General features: G+C 72.2%; 13 protein-coding genes. 5 read left to right on the forward strand and 8 right to left on the reverse strand.

From position 1 onward, the window contains the following. Both AC4BEG_RS16455 and AC4BEG_RS16460 read left to right on the forward strand, forming a co-directional pair. Positions 1–1,950: an AfsR/SARP family transcriptional regulator gene (locus AC4BEG_RS16455; RefSeq protein ID WP_490706621.1), complete on the forward strand. Its 1,950-nt coding sequence runs from the start codon at positions 1–3 to the stop codon at positions 1,948–1,950. Between the two features lie 161 nt (positions 1,951–2,111). Continuing rightward, the gene (locus AC4BEG_RS16460; protein ID WP_490706622.1) at positions 2,112–2,798 is read left to right on the forward strand and encodes a DUF4232 domain-containing protein; all 687 of its coding nucleotides are present in this window, start codon (positions 2,112–2,114) and stop codon (positions 2,796–2,798) included. 135 nt (positions 2,799–2,933) lie between these two features. On the opposite strand, the gene AC4BEG_RS16465 is transcribed toward AC4BEG_RS16460, so the two are convergent. Both AC4BEG_RS16465 and AC4BEG_RS16470 read right to left on the reverse strand, forming a co-directional pair. Then, entirely contained in the window at positions 2,934–4,754 is a 1,821-nt protein-coding gene (locus AC4BEG_RS16465) for an NHL domain-containing thioredoxin family protein (RefSeq protein ID WP_490706623.1), read from the reverse strand. A 14-nt stretch (positions 4,755–4,768) separates the two neighbouring features. Beyond that, on the reverse strand, positions 4,769–5,593 hold the full coding sequence (locus tag AC4BEG_RS16470) for a carbon-nitrogen family hydrolase (RefSeq protein ID WP_490706624.1): 825 nt from the start codon (positions 5,591–5,593) through the stop codon (positions 4,769–4,771). Positions 5,594–5,733: 140 nt separating this feature from the next. On the opposite strand from AC4BEG_RS16470, the gene AC4BEG_RS16475 reads away from it, so the two are divergent. Continuing rightward, positions 5,734–6,558 (forward strand): maleylpyruvate isomerase family mycothiol-dependent enzyme, encoded by an 825-nt coding sequence (locus tag AC4BEG_RS16475; protein ID WP_490706625.1) that lies wholly within the window; start codon positions 5,734–5,736, stop codon positions 6,556–6,558. An 84-nt stretch (positions 6,559–6,642) separates the two neighbouring features. On the opposite strand, the gene AC4BEG_RS16480 is transcribed toward AC4BEG_RS16475, so the two are convergent. From AC4BEG_RS16480 to pdhA, 5 genes are all read right to left on the reverse strand, one after another. After that, a complete protein-coding gene (locus AC4BEG_RS16480) occupies positions 6,643–7,938 on the reverse strand; it encodes an MFS transporter (protein ID WP_490706626.1) in 1,296 nt (431 codons plus the stop codon). Continuing rightward, positions 7,935–8,594 carry a GntR family transcriptional regulator gene (locus tag AC4BEG_RS16485; RefSeq protein WP_490706627.1) on the reverse strand — a complete coding sequence of 220 codons (660 nt, stop codon included), beginning with the start codon at positions 8,592–8,594 and terminating at the stop codon, positions 7,935–7,937. Before AC4BEG_RS16485 ends, AC4BEG_RS16480 begins: the two co-directional genes overlap by 4 nt. Before the next feature lie 133 nt (positions 8,595–8,727). Continuing rightward, positions 8,728–10,149, reverse strand: a complete 1,422-nt coding sequence (locus AC4BEG_RS16490) for a dihydrolipoamide acetyltransferase family protein (protein ID WP_490706628.1) — start codon at positions 10,147–10,149, stop codon at positions 8,728–8,730. 22 nt (positions 10,150–10,171) lie between these two features. Beyond that, positions 10,172–11,152, reverse strand: coding sequence for an alpha-ketoacid dehydrogenase subunit beta (locus AC4BEG_RS16495; RefSeq protein WP_490706629.1), 981 nt, complete (start codon positions 11,150–11,152; stop codon positions 10,172–10,174). Between the two features lies 1 nt (position 11,153). Next, complete coding sequence (gene pdhA, locus AC4BEG_RS16500) at positions 11,154–12,317, reverse strand: pyruvate dehydrogenase (acetyl-transferring) E1 component subunit alpha (RefSeq protein ID WP_490706630.1); 1,164 nt, start codon at positions 12,315–12,317, stop codon at positions 11,154–11,156. A 324-nt stretch (positions 12,318–12,641) separates the two neighbouring features. On the opposite strand from pdhA, the gene AC4BEG_RS16505 reads away from it, so the two are divergent. Both AC4BEG_RS16505 and AC4BEG_RS16510 read left to right on the forward strand, forming a co-directional pair. Beyond that, a complete protein-coding gene (locus tag AC4BEG_RS16505) occupies positions 12,642–13,304 on the forward strand; it encodes a response regulator (RefSeq protein ID WP_490706631.1) in 663 nt (220 codons plus the stop codon). Between the two features lie 153 nt (positions 13,305–13,457). Further along, the gene (locus tag AC4BEG_RS16510; RefSeq protein WP_490706632.1) at positions 13,458–14,495 is read left to right on the forward strand and encodes a phosphotransferase; all 1,038 of its coding nucleotides are present in this window, start codon (positions 13,458–13,460) and stop codon (positions 14,493–14,495) included. 109 nt (positions 14,496–14,604) lie between these two features. Here AC4BEG_RS16510 and AC4BEG_RS16515 read toward each other — a convergent pair whose 3' ends face one another. After that, the gene (locus AC4BEG_RS16515; protein ID WP_490706633.1) at positions 14,605–16,191 is read right to left on the reverse strand and encodes a protein kinase domain-containing protein; all 1,587 of its coding nucleotides are present in this window, start codon (positions 16,189–16,191) and stop codon (positions 14,605–14,607) included. Positions 16,192–16,348: the final 157 nt, after the last annotated feature.

The raw sequence follows: 16,348 nt of genomic DNA on the forward strand, positions 1-16,348 counted from the left end.
TTGCGCTTTTCCCTGCTGGGCCCCGTGACGGTGACCACCGGCCCCCCGGCAGCGGCCGTCGAACTCCCGCTGGGGGCGGCCAAACGGCGCAGTGTGCTCGCCATGCTGCTGCTGCGGCCCAACTCGACCGTCTCCATGGACCAGTTGACCGCCAGCCTGTGGGAGGACGAGCCGCCCGCCCACGCCAAGACCGTCATCCAGGGCCATGTCTCCCGGCTGCGCGCGGTCCTCGCCGAGCACGGCGCCGGTGACCTCGGCGTCGAACTCTCCACCCACGGCTCTGCCTATCTGCTGCGGCTGCCCGAAGGGATGGTCGACGCCCAGCGCTTCGACCATCTGGTCTCCAGCGCCCAGCCCGAGGCCGCCCCGGCCGACGCCGTCCAGCTGCTGAGCCAGGCGCTCGGGCTGTGGCACGGCCCGGCGCTGACGGGGACGGTGGCCAGCCCGCCGTTCGCCGCCGCGGCCCACGCCCTGGAGGAACGGCGACTGACCGCCGTGGAAGCGCTGGCGCGCGCGTACGGGGCGCTCGGCGAACACGACAGGGCCGCGGGTGTGCTGCACCCCGCCGCGCTCACCCAGCCGCTGCGCGAAGGGCTGATCGCGGATCTGATGCTGGCGCTGTACCGCACCGGACGGCAGTCCGACGCGATCGCCTGGTTCCACCGCACCCGCGAGCTGCTCGCCGACGATCTGGGCGTCGACCCGGGGGAGCGGCTGACCGGCGCGTACCAGGAGATCCTGCGGGCCGGGCCGGGCGCGGACGCGGGACGCGGCGGCACCGACGGCGCGGGGCACCCCGGGGTCCAGCCGGTGCCCGCCACCCCGGCGCACCCCGTCGCCGCCCCCGCCGCCCCCGCCGCGGCCACCGGAGCGCCGGTGCCCGAGCTGCTCCCCCGGCCCCCGGCCGGGTTCCTCGGACGGACCGCGGAGCTGGCGGAGCTGACCCGGCTGACGCTGTCCGCCGAACCGGACCGCGGCTATGGCGGGGCCGCTGGCGGCTTCCCGTCCGAGGGCGGCATCACGCTCGTCACCGGACCCGCCGGAGTCGGCAAGACGGGCCTCGCGGTGTACTGGGGCCACGCCTACGCGGGCGCCTTCCCCGACGGACGGCTCTTCGCGGATCTGCGTGGCTTCAGCGGCGGTGAGGAGACGGCGCCGCTGGAGGTGCTGCGCGAGTTCCTGTTCGCCATGGGCACCCCGGCCGAGCAGATTCCGTCCTCGCCCCAGGCGGCCTCCGCGCTCTACCGCTCGCTGGTCGCCCGCCGGCGGCTGCTGGTGGTGCTGGACAACGCGAGCAGCTCCGCCCAGGTGCGGCCGCTGCTGCCCGGCGGCCCGCACTGCGCCACGCTGGTCACCAGCCGCAGCAGGCTCGACGGGCTGATCGCCACCGACGCGGCCCGTCCGCTGCGGCTGCACGCGCTCGGCCCCGAGGACAGCATCTCGCTGCTCGGCACGCTGCTCGGCCCGGAGCGGGTCGGCGAGGACCCCGCCGCCGCACGGGAGTTGGTGGCGCTGTGCGACGGACTGCCACTGGCGCTGCGCGCCGCCTCCGCCCAGCTGATGGCCCGGCCGCGCTGGCGGCTGGCCCGGCTGGCCACCGCCCTGCGCGACGAGCGGCGCAGGCTCGCCCTGCTGTCGGCGGAGGACGCCGGGGTGGCCGCCGCGCTGCGCAACTCGGTGGCCCGGCTCTCCGCAGACGACGCCGCGCTGCTGCGCACCCTGGGCACCGGCTTCGCCCGGGAGGTCAACACGGCGGAGGCGGCGGCTCTGTCCGGGGCGGACCCGGAGCTGATCCAGGACGCCCTGGACCGGCTCGCCGAGATGCATCTGCTGGACGAGGAGGCCACCAATCGCTACGTGATGAGCGACCTGGTGAAGCTCTTCGCCCAGGGCAGCGGCAGCGGGGACGGCACCGAGGGCGGGCCCACCGGAGGTGGCCAACCCCGGTGAGGGAACCGCGCGTTAGCCGGATGACACCAGGAGGGGCCGTTAGCGGGGCGCGTTAGTGAGACGTTAGCGGGACGGCAGCGGTACAGCAGTCGTACGCCAGCGGGGCCGGACAGTCTTGAGACGTACCGCAAGACGGCCACGTCCCACTGGGGGGAACCACCATGTCGATCAGCGCCACCAACGCCCGCACCATCCGCACCGCCGTCGCGAGCGCGACCCTCATGGCCGCCGCGCTCACCCTGGCCGCCTGCAACAGCGACGAAGGGGACGGGGTCAAGCGCTCCGGCTCCGCGGAGAGTTCGGCCGCCGTCCCTGGCTCCGACGCCAAGGGCGGCGCCGACGCCGGTGCCCAGGGCGGCGCCCAGGCGGGCGGTGACGAGAAGTCCTCCGCCGGCGGCAAGAGCGGCGGCGCGACGGGCGGCTCCGGCTCCAACTCCAAGATCGGCACCTGTGACCCGAGCAAGCTGTCGATGACCGTCACCAAGGCCCCCCGGCCGGTCAACTACCTGCTGCTCCAGGCCACCAACAAATCCGGTGTCACCTGCAACCTCCCGGAGGCCCCCGCGCTGCGGTTCGACGACGGGCAGGCGGCCACCCCGATCGCCGAGGAGACCAAGCCGCAGGCCGTCGTCACCCTCGCGCCCGGCGAGAGCGGCTACGCGGGCATCCTCACCTCCAGCGCCGACGGCTCGGGCACGAACGGCACCAAGGTCACCAAGCTGGAGGTGTACCTCAAGGGCTCCGACGCCGCCACCTCCGTGTCGCTGCCCGGCGGCTCGGTGTACATCGACGACAACGCGAAGGTCAGCTACTGGCAGAGCGACAGCTCCAACGCGCTGGAGTGGTGACACCCGCCACCTGAACATCCCGGCAGCCGACTCCCCTGCGGCTGCCCGACGACCGACGGCCCCCGGCTCCCCCGCGGGGGCCGTCCCGTCATGTCCCGCCCCGGGACCGTCAGGAGGGCTTGCCGGGCCGATGGGTCAGGAGGGCTCGTCCATCCCGGCGAGCACCAGCGGCAGCCGTACCGCGCCGCCCTCGGCGACCCGGACCGGAACGCCCCAGTCCTGCTGGTGCACATGGCAGGCGGGGTACTCGTTCCGCGGATCGTCGTCGCAGGACGCGGCCATCGCCGAGACATGCAGCACGCCCTCGGTCACCCCGTCCGCCAGCACCAGGTCCCGGCTCAGCTCGGTGCCCGCGCCGTCCCCTTCGGCCAGCAGACCGGGCGGGGTGGCGGAGACCAGCAGCCGGGTGGAGGGGCCGTAGCGGGTGTCCAGCTTCTGCCCGGCGGGCGCCTGGAAGACCACGTCCAGCCGGAGCGTGCCCGGGGCGATCGCAGTGGCCGCACGCTGGGTGCGGTGCGCCACCGCCTCGACCCGTACGGCCTCCTCGGGCAGCCGCAGCCGGGTCAGCCGGTGCCGGGCCGACTCCACCACCACGAGGTCCCGGTCCACCAGCACCGCGCCGGACGGCTCGCGCAGATCGGTGGCGAGGGTGGTGACCTCGCCGGTGGCCGGGTCGTAGCGGCGCAGCGCGTGGTTGTAGGTGTCGGCGATCGCGACCGAGCCGTCGGGCAGCGCGGTGACGCCCAGCGGGTGCTGGAGCAGGGCCTGCCCGGCGTCGCCGTCCCGGTGGCCGAAGTCGAAGAGTCCGGTGCCCACCGCCGTGCGGACCGCGAAGCCGTCGCCGTCCCGCTCGACCCAGCGGACCGCGGAGGTCTCGGAGTCGGCGATCCACAGCCGGTCCCCGGCCGCGGCCAGCCCGGAGGGCTGGGCGAACCACGCCTCCTCGGCGGGCCCGTCGACCAGGCCCTCGTTGGTGGTCCCGGCGGCGGCCCGGACCGTCCCGGACTCCGGGTCGTACGTCCACAGCTGGTGGACACCGGCCATGGCGATCCACAGCCGGTCGGCGAACCAGGCCAGGTCCCACGGCGAGGACAGATCCACCTCGCGGGCGGGCCCCTCGGCGGGCGAGCCCTGCCACCACTGGCGGCCGGTCCCGGCGAGGGTGGTGGTCTCACCGGTGGCGGGGTCGAAGCGGCGCAGCGCGTGGTTGACGGTGTCGGCGACGGCGACCGAACCGTCGGGCAGCGGCGCGAGTCCCTGCGGTTCGCTGAACCGGGCCCGCTCCGGGCCGCCGTCGGCCAGCCCGCGGGTGCCGTCACCGATCCGGCGCACCACGGTCTCGCCGTCCGCGGCCAGCTCCACCAGCTGGTGCCGGGTGGTGTCGGAGACCAGGAAGGTGCCGCCGGGCAGCGACACCGCCTTGCCGGGGAAGCGCAGCTCGGTGGGGACCGGCTCGGGCGGCAGATACGGCCCGTCGCCGCGGCGCAGCGTGCCCTTGGCTGAGTGCTCCGCCGCCAGCTCTCCCACCAGGGTCTCGATGGCATGGGCGTGCCCCTCGCCCGCGTGCTGGGCGACCACATAGCCCTCGGGGTCGATGACGACGAGGGTGGGCCAGGCGCGTACCGCGTACTGCTTCCAGGTGGCGAGCTCGGGGTCGTCGAGGACCGGGTGGTGCACTCCGTAGCGCTCGACGGCGTCCACGACGGCCTGGTGGTCGGCCTCGTGGACGAACTTCGGCGAGTGCACCCCGACCATCACGACGGTGTCGCGGTGCTTCTCCTCCAGCTCGCGCAGCTCGTCCAGGACGTGCAGGCAGTTCACACAGCAGAACGTCCAGAAGTCCAGGATCACGATGCGCCCCCGCAGATCCGCGAGGGTGAGGTCATTGCCGCCGGTGTTGAGCCAGCCGCCCTTGCCGGTCAGTTCGGGGGCGCGGACGCGTGCACGTGGAGCCATATCGCCATCAAACATCAGCCCCCGGCCGTGGCATTCCCCCGGGTCCGGGTGGCGGGCTCGGGCAGGCCCAGCATGCGGTCGCGGAGCACCGGGAGGTCGGTGCGGACCTGGGTGACCCGGTCCAGGTCCAGTTCGACGGTGAGCACCTCCTCGGCGGTGCCCGCCTCGGCGAGCACCTCGCCCCACGGGTCCACGACGATGCTGTGCCCGGCCTGCTCCACCCCGGCGTGGGTGCCGGTGGAGCAGCACCCCAGGACGTACGCCTGGCTCTCCACGGCGCGGGCGCGGGCCAGCAGCCGCCAGTGCTCGCGGCGGCGGGCGGGCCACCCGGCCGGGATCACCAGCACCTTGGCCCCGGCCTCGGTCAGCAGCCGGAAGAGCTCGGGGAAGCGGAGGTCGTAGCAGATGGCGAGGCCCAGGGTGGCGTCCGGCGGACCGGTGGTGACCACCTCCTCGCCCGCGCCCATCATCACGGCCTCGCCCTCGTCGAACCCGAAGCGGTGGATCTTGCGGTAGGAGCCCGCGAGGGCGCCGTCGGGGGAGAAGACCAGCGCGGTGTTGTAGAGGGTGCCGTCGGGGGCGCGCTCGACGATGGAGCCCGCGTGGAGCCAGACCCCGGCGTCCCGGGCGACGGCGGCCATGGCGCGGGCGGTGGGGCCGTCCAGCGGCTCGGCGCCGCTGACGAAGGAGTCGTAGGCGAATGCCCCGAGCGTCCACAGTTCGGGCAGCACCACCAGATCGGAGCCGCTCCGGGTGCGGATGATGGCGGCGGCGCGGTCGCGGCGGCTTTCGGGGGACTCGTCCGGGTCTACGTCGATCTGGACCAAAGAGGCGCGCACACTACCACCGCTCTCAGCGTTGGAGACCGTCAACCGGGCCTACGATCGGACCCGAAACCACTGCCCTGGCGCTCATGGGCAGCGTAACTTGAAGCCACACACCAGCACCCAGCCCGCGCACCAACCGCCCGAGGGGTCCCGTGACCGTCCATTCCAGCCTTCAGACCTCCATCGACGCCTGGACCCATTCCATCGACGCTATATCGGAGTTGGTGAATCCGCTCGTCGAGACCGAATGGAACCGCCGTACCGAGTGCCCGGGATGGTCGGTGCGGGACATCGTCTCGCATGTGATCGGAATCGAGTGCGAGATGCTCGGCGACCCCCGCCCCATCCACACGCTGCCGCGTGATCTGTACCACGTCACCAACGAGATGTCGCGGTACATGGAGGTCCAGGTCGACGTCCGGCGCTGCCACACGGCACCCGAGATGACCTCCGAGCTGGAGTACACCGTCATCCGGCGGTCCCGTCAGCTGCGGAACGAGAAGCGGTCGCCGGACACCGTGGTGCGCGTCCCCGGCGGCACCGAGATGTCCCTCGAAGCCGCCCTGACGCGGCGGGCGTTCGACGTCTGGGTGCATGAGCAGGATCTGCGCCGGGCGCTGAACCAGCCCGGCAATCTGGACTCCCCGGGTGCCCTCATCGCCCGCGACACCCTGCTGTCGGCGCTGCCGAAGGTGGTCGCCAAGGACGCGGGCGCGGCGCCCCATTCGGCGGTGGTCTTCGATGTGCACGGCCCGCTGGAGTTCATGCGGACCGTCCGGGTGGACGCGGACGGCAAGGGCACCATCGACGGCAGCGTCTCGCTCGGCCCGACCGTGACGCTCACCCTGGACTGGGAGACGTATCTGCGGCTGGCCTGCGGGCGGGTGCGGCCCGAGGCGGTCGGCGAGCGGCTGAAGGTCGAGGGCGACCAGCAGCTGGCCGAGGCGATCCTCGGCCACTTCGCCGTCACACCGTAAGGAGCCGTCACACCGTAACCGTCACGCCGTACACAACCGTCGCACCGTACACGACCGTCGCACCGTACCCGGCGGACGGCGGGGTCACGCCGGTACGTGCACCGCCTCGACGCGGCTCGCGACGACGCGTTCGCGCTCCCGGCGGTGCGCGCGCCCGCGCAGCCGCAGCACCTGGGAGACGCCCAGCGTCTGGAGGACGAAGACCGAGGCGAAGGCGATCCGGTAGTTGTCACCGGTCAGGTCGAGCAGCACCCCGACGGCCAGCAGCGTGGTCATGGAGGCCATGAAGCCGCCCATGTTGACGATGCCGGAGGCGGTCCCGATCCGCTCGGGCGGATTGGCGGGGCGGGCGAAGTCGAAGCCGATCATCGATGCCGGCCCACAGGAGCCGAGCACCGCGCACAGGGTGATCAGCAGCCACAGCGGGGCGTGGGCGGACGGCCAGGCCAGCACGGTGCCCCACAGCAGGGCGGTGGCGCCGACCGTACCGAGGGCGAGCGGGGCGCGGGCCGCGTGGTGGCGGGCGATGACCTGACCGTAGATCAGGCCGATCACCATGTTGGAGAGCACCACGAGGGTCAGCAGCTCACCCGCCGTGGCGCGGGACAGCCCCTCGGCCTCGACCAGGAACGGCATTCCCCACAGCAGCAGGAAGACCATGGCGGGGAACTGGGTCGTGAAGTGGACCCACATGCCCAGCCTGGTGCCGGGCTCCCGCCAGGCGGCGGCGATCTGACGGCGGACGAAGCCCTTGCCGCCGCGCGGCGCGGCGACGGGCTCGTACCCCTCGGGGTGGTCCTTGAGGAACACCAGCACCAGGACGAGTACGACCACCCCGCCGACCGCGCTGCCCGCGAAGGTCGGGGTCCAGCCCGCGCTGTGCAGCGCCTGGGCGATCACCAGGGTGGAGATCAGGTTTCCGGCCATGCCGATCAGCGCGGCGATCTGGGCGATCAGCGGTCCGCGGCGGGCGGGGAACCAGCGCGACCCCAGCCGCAGCACGCTGATGAAGGTCATCGCGTCCCCGCAGCCGAGCAGCGCCCGCGCCGCCAGTGCCATCGGATACGAGTGGGAGAGCGCGAAAGCGAACTGTCCGGTGGTGAACAGCGTGGCGCCGAGGGCCAGCACGGTACGGGTGCCGAGCCGGTCCACCAGCAGCCCGACGGGTATCTGCATCCCGGCGTAGACCAGCAGCTGGAGGATGGAGAAGCTGGACAGCGCCGAGGCGTTGATGTGGAAGCGCTCGGCGGCGTCGATGCCCGCCACCCCGAGGCTGGTGCGATAGGTGATGGCGATGAAGTAGACGCCGACGCCGAGGCCCCAGACGGCGACGGCGCGGCGCCCTCCGGGTGGATCCCCGGGCAACCGGGCGGTGGTCATCGTGCCTCGCCCCGGGCCAGGTTGTTCACCCAGCTGATGTGGCGCTGCACGGTGGCGGAGGCCGAGCGCGCGTCCCCGGCGCGCAGGGCGGTCAGGATCTCGGTGTGCTCGGTGATGTTCTTGGCGATACGGTCCGGTTCGGCGTGCATGGTGGCGACCCCCATCCGCAGCTGCCGGTCCCGCAGCTGGTCGTACAGCTGGGCCAGGATGCCGTTCCCGGCGGCCCGGACGATCGCTGCGTGGAAGCAGCGGTCGGCGACGGCGAACGCGGCGAGGTCCCCGGCCGCCGCATGTCCCTTCTGCTCCTCCAGCAGTTCTTCCAGCCGGAGCAGCAGCGGCTCCGCGGCCGGGACCACCTTGGCGACCGCGTGCTGCTCGACCAGCAGCCGGGTCTCCACCACATCCGCGATCTCCTGGGCGGAGACGGGCAGCACCAGGGCGCCCTTCTTGGGATAGAGCTTGAGCAGCCCCTCGGCCTCCAGCCGCAGCAGCGCCTCCCGCACCGGAGTGCGGGAGACCCCGACGGCCTCGGCCAGTTCGCCTTCGCTCAGAAGGGTGCCGCCCTCGTAACGGCGGTCGAGAACAGCCTGCTTGACATGGATGTAGACGCGTTCGGCGGCAGCGGGCGGCTTGGTGGCCGTATCGGTGGGACTCATGATGAGCACATCATAGATACATCAGGTATTCACAACGATCCCCCGTCCGCGATGCGGACGCGGCACGGCCCGCCTGCGCGGGGCAGGCGGGCCGTGTCGGAGAAGCGGGGATCAGCCCCAGGTGAAGAGGGCATCAGCCCCAGGTGATGAGGCGCTTGGGGCGCTCCAGGATGGCCGCGACATCCGCGAGCACCCGGGAGCCGAGCTCGCCGTCGACCAGCCGGTGGTCGAAGGAGAGCGCGAGGGTGGTCACCTGGCGCGGCTTCACCTCGCCCTTGTGGACCCACGGCTGGAGCTTGACGGCGCCGAACGCGAGGATCGCGGACTCCCCGGGGTTGAGGATCGGGGTGCCGGTGTCCACGCCGAAGACGCCGACGTTGGTGATGGTCACCGTGCCGCCGGACATCGCCGCCGGGCTGGTCTTGCCCTCACGGGCGGTGGCGACCAGCTCGCCGAGAGCGGACGCCAGTTCGGGCAGGGTCTTGGCGCCCGCGTCCTTGATGTTCGGGACGATCAGTCCGCGCGGCGTGGCCGCCGCGATGCCCAGGTTGACGTAGTCCTTGTAGACGATCTCCTGGTTCGCCTCGTCCCAGGAGGCGTTGATGTCCGGGTTGCGCTTGATGGCCACCAGCAGGGCCTTGGCCACCAGCAGCAGCGGGTTGACCCGCACCCCGGCCATGTCCGGGTCCTGCTTGAGGTCGGCGACCAGCTTCATGGTGCGGGTGACGTCGACGGTCACGAACTCCGTCACATGCGGCGCGGTGAAGGCGCTGCTGACCATGGCCTGCGCGGTGGCCTTCCGGACGCCCTTGATGGGCACCCGGCGCTCCCGGGCCGCCGGGGCCATGACCTCGGCGGGGGCCGCGGGTAGGGCGGCGGGCGCCTCGGCCGCGGGCACGGCCTCGGCCGCCGCGTGGACGTCCTCGCGGGTGATGATCCCGTCCGGGCCGGTCGGGGTGACCGTGGCCAGGTCGATGCCCAGGTCCTTGGCCAGCTTGCGGACCGGGGGCTTGGCCGCCGGACGGGCCGCGCCGGGGCGCGGCCCGTGGCCGTTGAGCTCGGGTCCGGTCTCCACCGGGGCGGGCGCGGGGGCCTGGGCCTTGGGCGCGGCGGGGGCGGCGGGCGCGGTACGCGGCGGCTGCTGGCCCGGCACCGGCTTACGCGGCCGGCGCTTGGTGGAGGAGGGCGCCGCGCCGTAGCCGACCAGGTTGGCCTGGCGGCCCTCGGGCTCGGCGGGTTCGGGGGCGGCCTCGGGAGCCTTGGGCGCGGCGGCGGGCGCGGGCGCGGCACCGGCGCCCGGCTGGGTGTCCACCGAGATGATCACCGTGCCCACGTCCACCGTGATGCCCTCGCCGAAGCGCAGCTCGTGCACCACCCCGTCGAAGGGGATGGGCAGCTCGACGGCGGCCTTGGCGGTCTCGACCTCGCACACCACCTGGCCGTCGCTGACGGTGTCGCCCGGGGCCACGTACCACTTGAGGATCTCGGCCTCGGTGAGCCCCTCGCCCACGTCGGGCATCTTGAACTCACGGAAGCGCTGTTCGACTGCGGTCATCGTCACGATCTCCTCAAGCCCTTCAGTACGCCAACGCACGGTCTACGGCGTCGAGCACCCGGTCAAGCCCCGGCAGGTACTCGTCCTCGAGCCGCGACGGCGGGTACGGCGCGTGGAAGCCGCCGACCCGCAACACCGGGGCCTCAAGGTGATAGAAGCACCTCTCGGTGATCCGTGCTGCGATCTCCGAGCCAGTGCCCAGAAAGACCGGTGCCTCGTGGACCACGACCAGCCGGCCCGTCCGCTCGACACAGCCCTGGAGGGTGTCGAAGTCGATCGGGGACATCGACCGCAGATCCACGACCTCGACCGACTTGCCCTCCTCGGCGGCGGCCGCGGCGGCGTCCAGACACACCTTCACCATCGGGCCGTAGGCCGCCAGCGTGAGGTCGGTGCCCGGCCGCGCCACCCGGGCGGCGTGCAGGGGGGCGGGGATCGCCGAGGTGTCGACCTCGGACTTGTCGTGGTAGCGGCGCTTGGGCTCGAAGTAGATCACCGGGTCGTCGCTGCCGATGGCCTGCTGGAGCATCCAGTAGGCGTCGGAGGCGTTGGACGGCGAGATCACCTTCAACCCGGCGACATGGGCGAACAGCGCCTCGGGCGACTCGCTGTGGTGCTCCACCGCGCCGATGCCGCCGCCGTACGGAATGCGGATGACCACGGGCAGCTTGACCTTGCCGAGCGAACGCGCGTGCATCTTGGCGAGCTGGGTGACGATCTGGTCGTAGGCGGGGAAGACGAAGCCGTCGAACTGGATCTCCACCACCGGGCGGTAGCCGCGCAGCGCGAGCCCGATCGCGGTGCCCACGATGCCGGACTCGGCGAGCGGGGTGTCGATCACCCGGTCCTCGCCGAAGTCCTTCTGGAGCCCGTCGGTGACCCGGAAGACGCCTCCCAGCTTGCCCACGTCCTCACCCATGATGAGGACCTTGGGGTCGTTCTCGAGCGCCGTGCGCAGCGACGCGTTGATCGCCTTGGAGAGCGACATCTTCTCGGCTGCCATGTCAGATGCCTTCCTCAGCGGTGACGAACGAAGCCTGGTACGCGGCGAACTGGGCCCGCTCCTCGTCGACGAGGGCGTGGCCGTCGGCGTAGATGTGCTCGAACAGCGCCATGTCCTCGGGGTCGGGCATGGCCCGTACGGCGTCGCGGACCCGCTTGGCCAGCGCGTCGCTCTCCCGCTCGAGGCCGGCGAAGAACTCCTCGTCGGCCAGCCCCTGCTTGATCAGATAGGTGCGCAGCCGCAGGATCGGGTCCTTGGTCTCCCACAGTTCGCGCTCCTCGGACGAGCGGTAGCGCGTCGGGTCGTCGGAGGTGGTGTGGGCACCCATGCGGTAGGTGAACGCCTCGATGAGCATCGGGCCCTGACCGGTGCGCGCCCGCTCCAGGGCGGCCTTGGTGACGGCGAGGCAGGCCAGTACGTCATTGCCGTCCACCCGGACACCGGGGAAGCCGAAGCCCTGGGCGCGCTGGTAGAGCGGCACCCGGGTCTGGCGCTCGGTGGGCTCGGAGATGGCCCACTGGTTGTTCTGGCAGAAGAAGACGACCGGGGCGTTGTAGACCGCGGAAAAGGTGAAGGATTCGGCGACATCACCCTGGCTGGAGGCGCCGTCACCGAAGTAGGCGATCACCGCGGTGTCCGCCCCGTCCTTGGCGACACCCATCGCGTAGCCGGTGGCGTGCAGCGTCTGCGAGCCGATGACAATGGTGTAGAGGTGGAAATTGTTGCTGTTGGGATCCCAGCCGCCGTGGTTCACCCCGCGGAACATCCCCAGCAGATTGGTCGGGTCGACACCCCGGCACCAGGCCACACCGTGTTCGCGATACGTGGGAAAGACGTAGTCGGAGTCCTGGAGCGCACGGCCGGAACCGATCTGCGCCGCCTCCTGGCCCAGCAGCGAGGCCCACAGGCCCAGCTCGCCCTGGCGCTGGAGGGTGGTGGCCTCGCCGTCGAACCGGCGCGTCAGCACCATGTCGCGGTACAGGCCACGCAGCTCGTCGGGGGTGAGGTCGATCGAGTACTCGGGGTGCTCCACCCGCTCGCCCTCGGGGGTCAGCAGCTGTACGAGATCGGTCTGGCCCGCCGCCTGCTTCTTGGCGTTCCCCGCGCTCGTGCGCTTGGCTCCGCTGCGGCGCGGCTTGCGCGCGGCAGTGCTCTCCACGGTCACGTTGCTCCTCCGTCTGTCCGGCCTCCGGGATCCGCCGGCGGCCAGTTGCGGCTCGCCCGTCCAGGGCTGCGGCGCACGGGGTGGGTGCGTCGAAGCCCGGCCGGGCGTGACAGGTTTCCCGGCGGCTGGCCCTGCAAAAGGCACGTTACCCAGTGCGTCGCATGTCTGCGAAACCCCACCTGACCTGCAATTTTGCTTGGATTTCCAAGTAAATCGCGCCGATGGGGACACATCCACTGGTCACAGCCCTGCAGTCCGCCGGACAAGCGCACGGTATCCCGCTGGACAAAGGCACGGGAAGAGTTGGTGTGTGAGACTAGATCCGTGCGCGATGAAGGAAAAATCAGGATTTTCCTACTCGACGACCATGAAGTCGTACGGCGCGGTGTCCGAGAGCTCCTGGCGAGCGAGCCGGACATGGAAGTGGTCGGCGAGGCGGGCACCGCGGCCGAAGCGCTGGTCCGGATCACGGCCACCCGTCCCGATGTCGCCGTGCTCGACGTCCGGCTGCCGGACCGCAGCGGGGTCGAGGTCTGCCGGGAGATCCGCTCGCGCGACGAGTCCGTCCACTGCATGATGCTCACCTCCTTCGCCGACGACGAGGCGCTCTTCGACGCCATCATGGCGGGCGCCTCGGGCTATGTACTGAAGGACATCCGGGGCGGTGAACTGCTCGCCGCGGTGCGCGACGTGGCGGCGGGCCGCTCCCTGCTGGACCCGGTCGCCGCCGCCCGGGTCCTGGACCGGCTGCGCGGCGGTGTCGCCAAACCCGACGCCCGGCTGGCCTCGCTCACCGAACAGGAGCGCCGGATCCTGCTGCTGATAGGGGAGGGACTGACCAATCGGGCGATCGGCGAGCGGCTCCATCTCGCCGAGAAGACCATCAAGAACTATGTCTCCAGTCTGCTCTCCAAGATGGGCATGGAGCGCCGCTCGCAGGCCGCGGCGTATGTGGCCCGGATGCAGGCCGAGACCCAGAAACACTGAGGCGCCCCGGGCACCGGGCTCCCCGTCCACCCCGCACCGTGCCGACCCGCGCACTACCGTGCCTGACCCACCCCCGCGCACCACCGCACCGCCCCGCCCCCGCGCACCACCGCGCGCCCGGTCCGTGACGCCGCGTGATCTAACATCTGGCAAGTGCCGCGCTCACATGTCCCCTCCGCCGAGCCCGCTCCCGACGGGGAAACCCTGAGCGCCCTGCTCCGCCGCTACGACTCCACCGGTGAGGCGCTGTCCTGCCGCCCGCTCACCCAGGGACTGCTCAACCGCGGCTACCACCTGACCACCACCCGCGGCCGGTTCTTCCTCAAGCACCACCTCGACGCCGACCGCGCCGCCATCACCCGCCAGCACCGGGCGACCCAGCGGCTGGAGGCGCTCGGGCTGCCCGTCGCGCCGCCCGTCCCCGACGCCCACGGGCACACCGTCGCGGTCATCGGCGGGCGCTGCTACGCCCTGCACCCCTGGGTGGACGGGCGGCACCGGGACGGCGGTGAGCTGACCGCCCCCCAGTGCTGGCGACTGGGCGGGCTGCTCGGGGTGGTGCACACCGGTCTGGAGCGGGTGATGCGGGCGCGTACGCACGACCGGCAGCCCCCGGACCCCTCGGCCGCGCCCGAGGACACCCGCGTGGTCATCGACGAACTGCTGGCTCTGGTCCGCGGCCATCGCCCGCGCGACACCTTCGACGAGCTCGCCGAACACCGGCTGGTCGAACGGCGGACCCTGGTCGAGCGGTACGCCCACCGGCGGCCGGAGGCGGACGCGGTACCGGCCACGGGCTGGGTCCATGGCGACTTCCACCCGCTGAATCTGCTCTACCGCGATACGGAACCGGCGGCCATCGTCGACTGGGACCGCTTAGGGGTGCAGCCGCGCGCCGAGGAGGCGGTACGCGCCGCCGCGATCTTCTTTGTACGCCCCGGGGGCACCCTGGAGCTCCCCAAGATCCGCTCCTATGCGCGGGCCTACCGCTGCACGGCGGGCGCGGGGGCCGCCGAGATGGCCGCGGCGGTCCACCGGGTGTGGTGGGAGCGGCTCAATGACTTCTGGATGCTGCGCTGGCGCTATCAGCGCGGGGACCGGCGCGCCGATCACCAGTTTCCGGCCGCCGCGGCGCTGGTGGTGTGGTGGACCCGGGAGTACGAGGCGGTCCGGGACGCCTTCTGCGACTGACGGGGCCGCGACTGGCACGGGGCCGACCGACGAGTCGCCCGTACGAGGCCAAACACAGCGGACGGCCGGGGCACCGGGCCCCGGCCGTCCGTGATGTCCCGTGAGCGGATCAGCCCCCCGCCGCGCCGGTGGGGTCGTCCGTCGGCACGTCCGGCGTGGTCGGCTCCTCGGTCGGCTCGTCCGTCGGCGCGGTGGTCTCCCCACCGCCGGGCGTGGTCTCCCCGTCGCTCGGCTCGCCGGTGGGCTCCTGTGTCGGCTCCCCGGTCGGCTTGTCCGTGGGGTAGTCGTCCGAGTACGAGGGCGTCGGCTGCTCGCTCGGGGTCCAGTCCCCGCCCTGGTCCTCGGTGTTCTCGTCGGACGGCGTGGGCTCGGTCGTCTCCTTGGTCGGCTTGTCGCTCGGGCGCGAGGTTTCCTTCTGCTGATCGGTCGCCGGGGACTTGTCCGGCCCGTCCCCGCCGCCCTTCTTCCCGGCCTGGAGGGCGAAGGCGACACCGGCCAGGATGGCGATCACCGCGAGCGCGGCGATCAGCCACACCTTGCCGCGGCCCTTGCGGCGTCCGCCGGAGCCGTTGTCGTAACCACCGCCGTAGCCGTCGTCGTCACCGCCCCCACGGGTGGGGATGATCGGCTGCTGGGAGGTGTCGCCGTGGCCGGGGTGCGGCAGTGCGGTGGTCCCCGCGACGCCGTGCATGCCCATGGCGGGGGTGGAGCCGCCCAGGTGCTGGGTGACCGGGCCGGTGTTCCACATCCCGCTGTGGCCGCCGGCCTCGTGCAGCATCTGGAGCGCGTACTGCACCAGCCCGCGCATCTCCTCGGCGCTCTGGAACCGGTCGTCCGGGTCCTTGGCGAGGGAGCGCATCACCAGGCCGTCCAGCTCCGGCGGCACCGTCCCGTCGGAGGTCTCCGACGGCGGCACCGGGGTGTCCTGGACGTGCTGATAGACGACGGACAGCGGGGTCTCGCCGGTGAAGGGCGGGCGCAGCGCCAGCAGCTCGTAGAGCAGACAGCCGGTGGCGTAGAGATCGGAGCGGTGGTCCACGGCCTTGCCGAGGGCCTGCTCCGGGGAGAGGTACTGCGGGGTGCCCATGACCATGCCGGTCTGGGTCATCGTGGACTGCGCGCCGTGCAGCGCGCGGGCGATGCCGAAGTCCATCACCTTGACGGCGCCGCTGTTGGTGATGATGACGTTCGCGGGCTTGATGTCCCGGTGCACGATGCCGTGCTGATGGCTGTAGGCGAGCGCCTCCAGCACCCCGGAGACGATGATCAGCGCCTGTTCGGGCGGCGGTGCCTCGGCGTTGAGCAGCAGATCACGGATGGTCCGGCCCTCGACCAGCTCCATGACGATGTACGGCACGGTGCTCTGGCCGACGACGTCCTCGCCGGAGTCGTAGACCGCGACCACCGCGTGGTGGTTCAGCCCGGCGACCGACTGCGCCTCACGGGTGAAGCGGGCCTTGGAGACGGGGTCCTCGGCCAGGTCGGCGCGGAGCAGCTTCACCGCGACCGTCCGGCCGAGCCGGAGGTCCTCGGCGCCGAACACCTCGGCCATACCACCGCGGCCGAGGCGGTGCGTAAGGCGATATCGGCCATCGCCGACAAGGCCGCTATTACCCCACATCTCCGGCGAGTCGGACATTCCGGCCCCGCTGGCCTCAGGTTCGGAAGGCCCCTGGGCGCTCTGGGTCTGTGCCATCGGTCCTCGCCGTCTCGTTCTCGGTGGGGGTCTGGTCGACATCGCCCCGCCCGCGGGCGGTACGGTTCCTGCTAGGCACGCTACAGCCTTCACGCCGCGCATCGGTTCGTGATGGACCGGCCATCAAACCCGTTGACGATGAAGCGTTGCAAATCGC

The organism is Streptomyces sp. JLBJ103 (assembly GCF_058215575.1).

Coding starts and splice junctions, on each gene's coding strand:
- AC4BEG_RS16460 (WP_490706622.1), top strand. CDS start 2,112: ATGTCGATCAGCGCCACCAACGCCCGCACCATCCGCACCGCCGTCGCG.
- AC4BEG_RS16465 (WP_490706623.1), bottom strand. CDS start 4,754: ATGGCTCCACGTGCACGCGTCCGCGCCCCCGAACTGACCGGCAAGGGC.
- AC4BEG_RS16480 (WP_490706626.1), bottom strand. CDS start 7,938: ATGACCACCGCCCGGTTGCCCGGGGATCCACCCGGAGGGCGCCGCGCC.
- AC4BEG_RS16485 (WP_490706627.1), bottom strand. CDS start 8,594: ATGAGTCCCACCGATACGGCCACCAAGCCGCCCGCTGCCGCCGAACGC.
- AC4BEG_RS16490 (WP_490706628.1), bottom strand. CDS start 10,149: ATGACCGCAGTCGAACAGCGCTTCCGTGAGTTCAAGATGCCCGACGTG.
- AC4BEG_RS16495 (WP_490706629.1), bottom strand. CDS start 11,152: ATGGCAGCCGAGAAGATGTCGCTCTCCAAGGCGATCAACGCGTCGCTG.
- AC4BEG_RS16515 (WP_490706633.1), bottom strand. CDS start 16,191: ATGGCACAGACCCAGAGCGCCCAGGGGCCTTCCGAACCTGAGGCCAGC.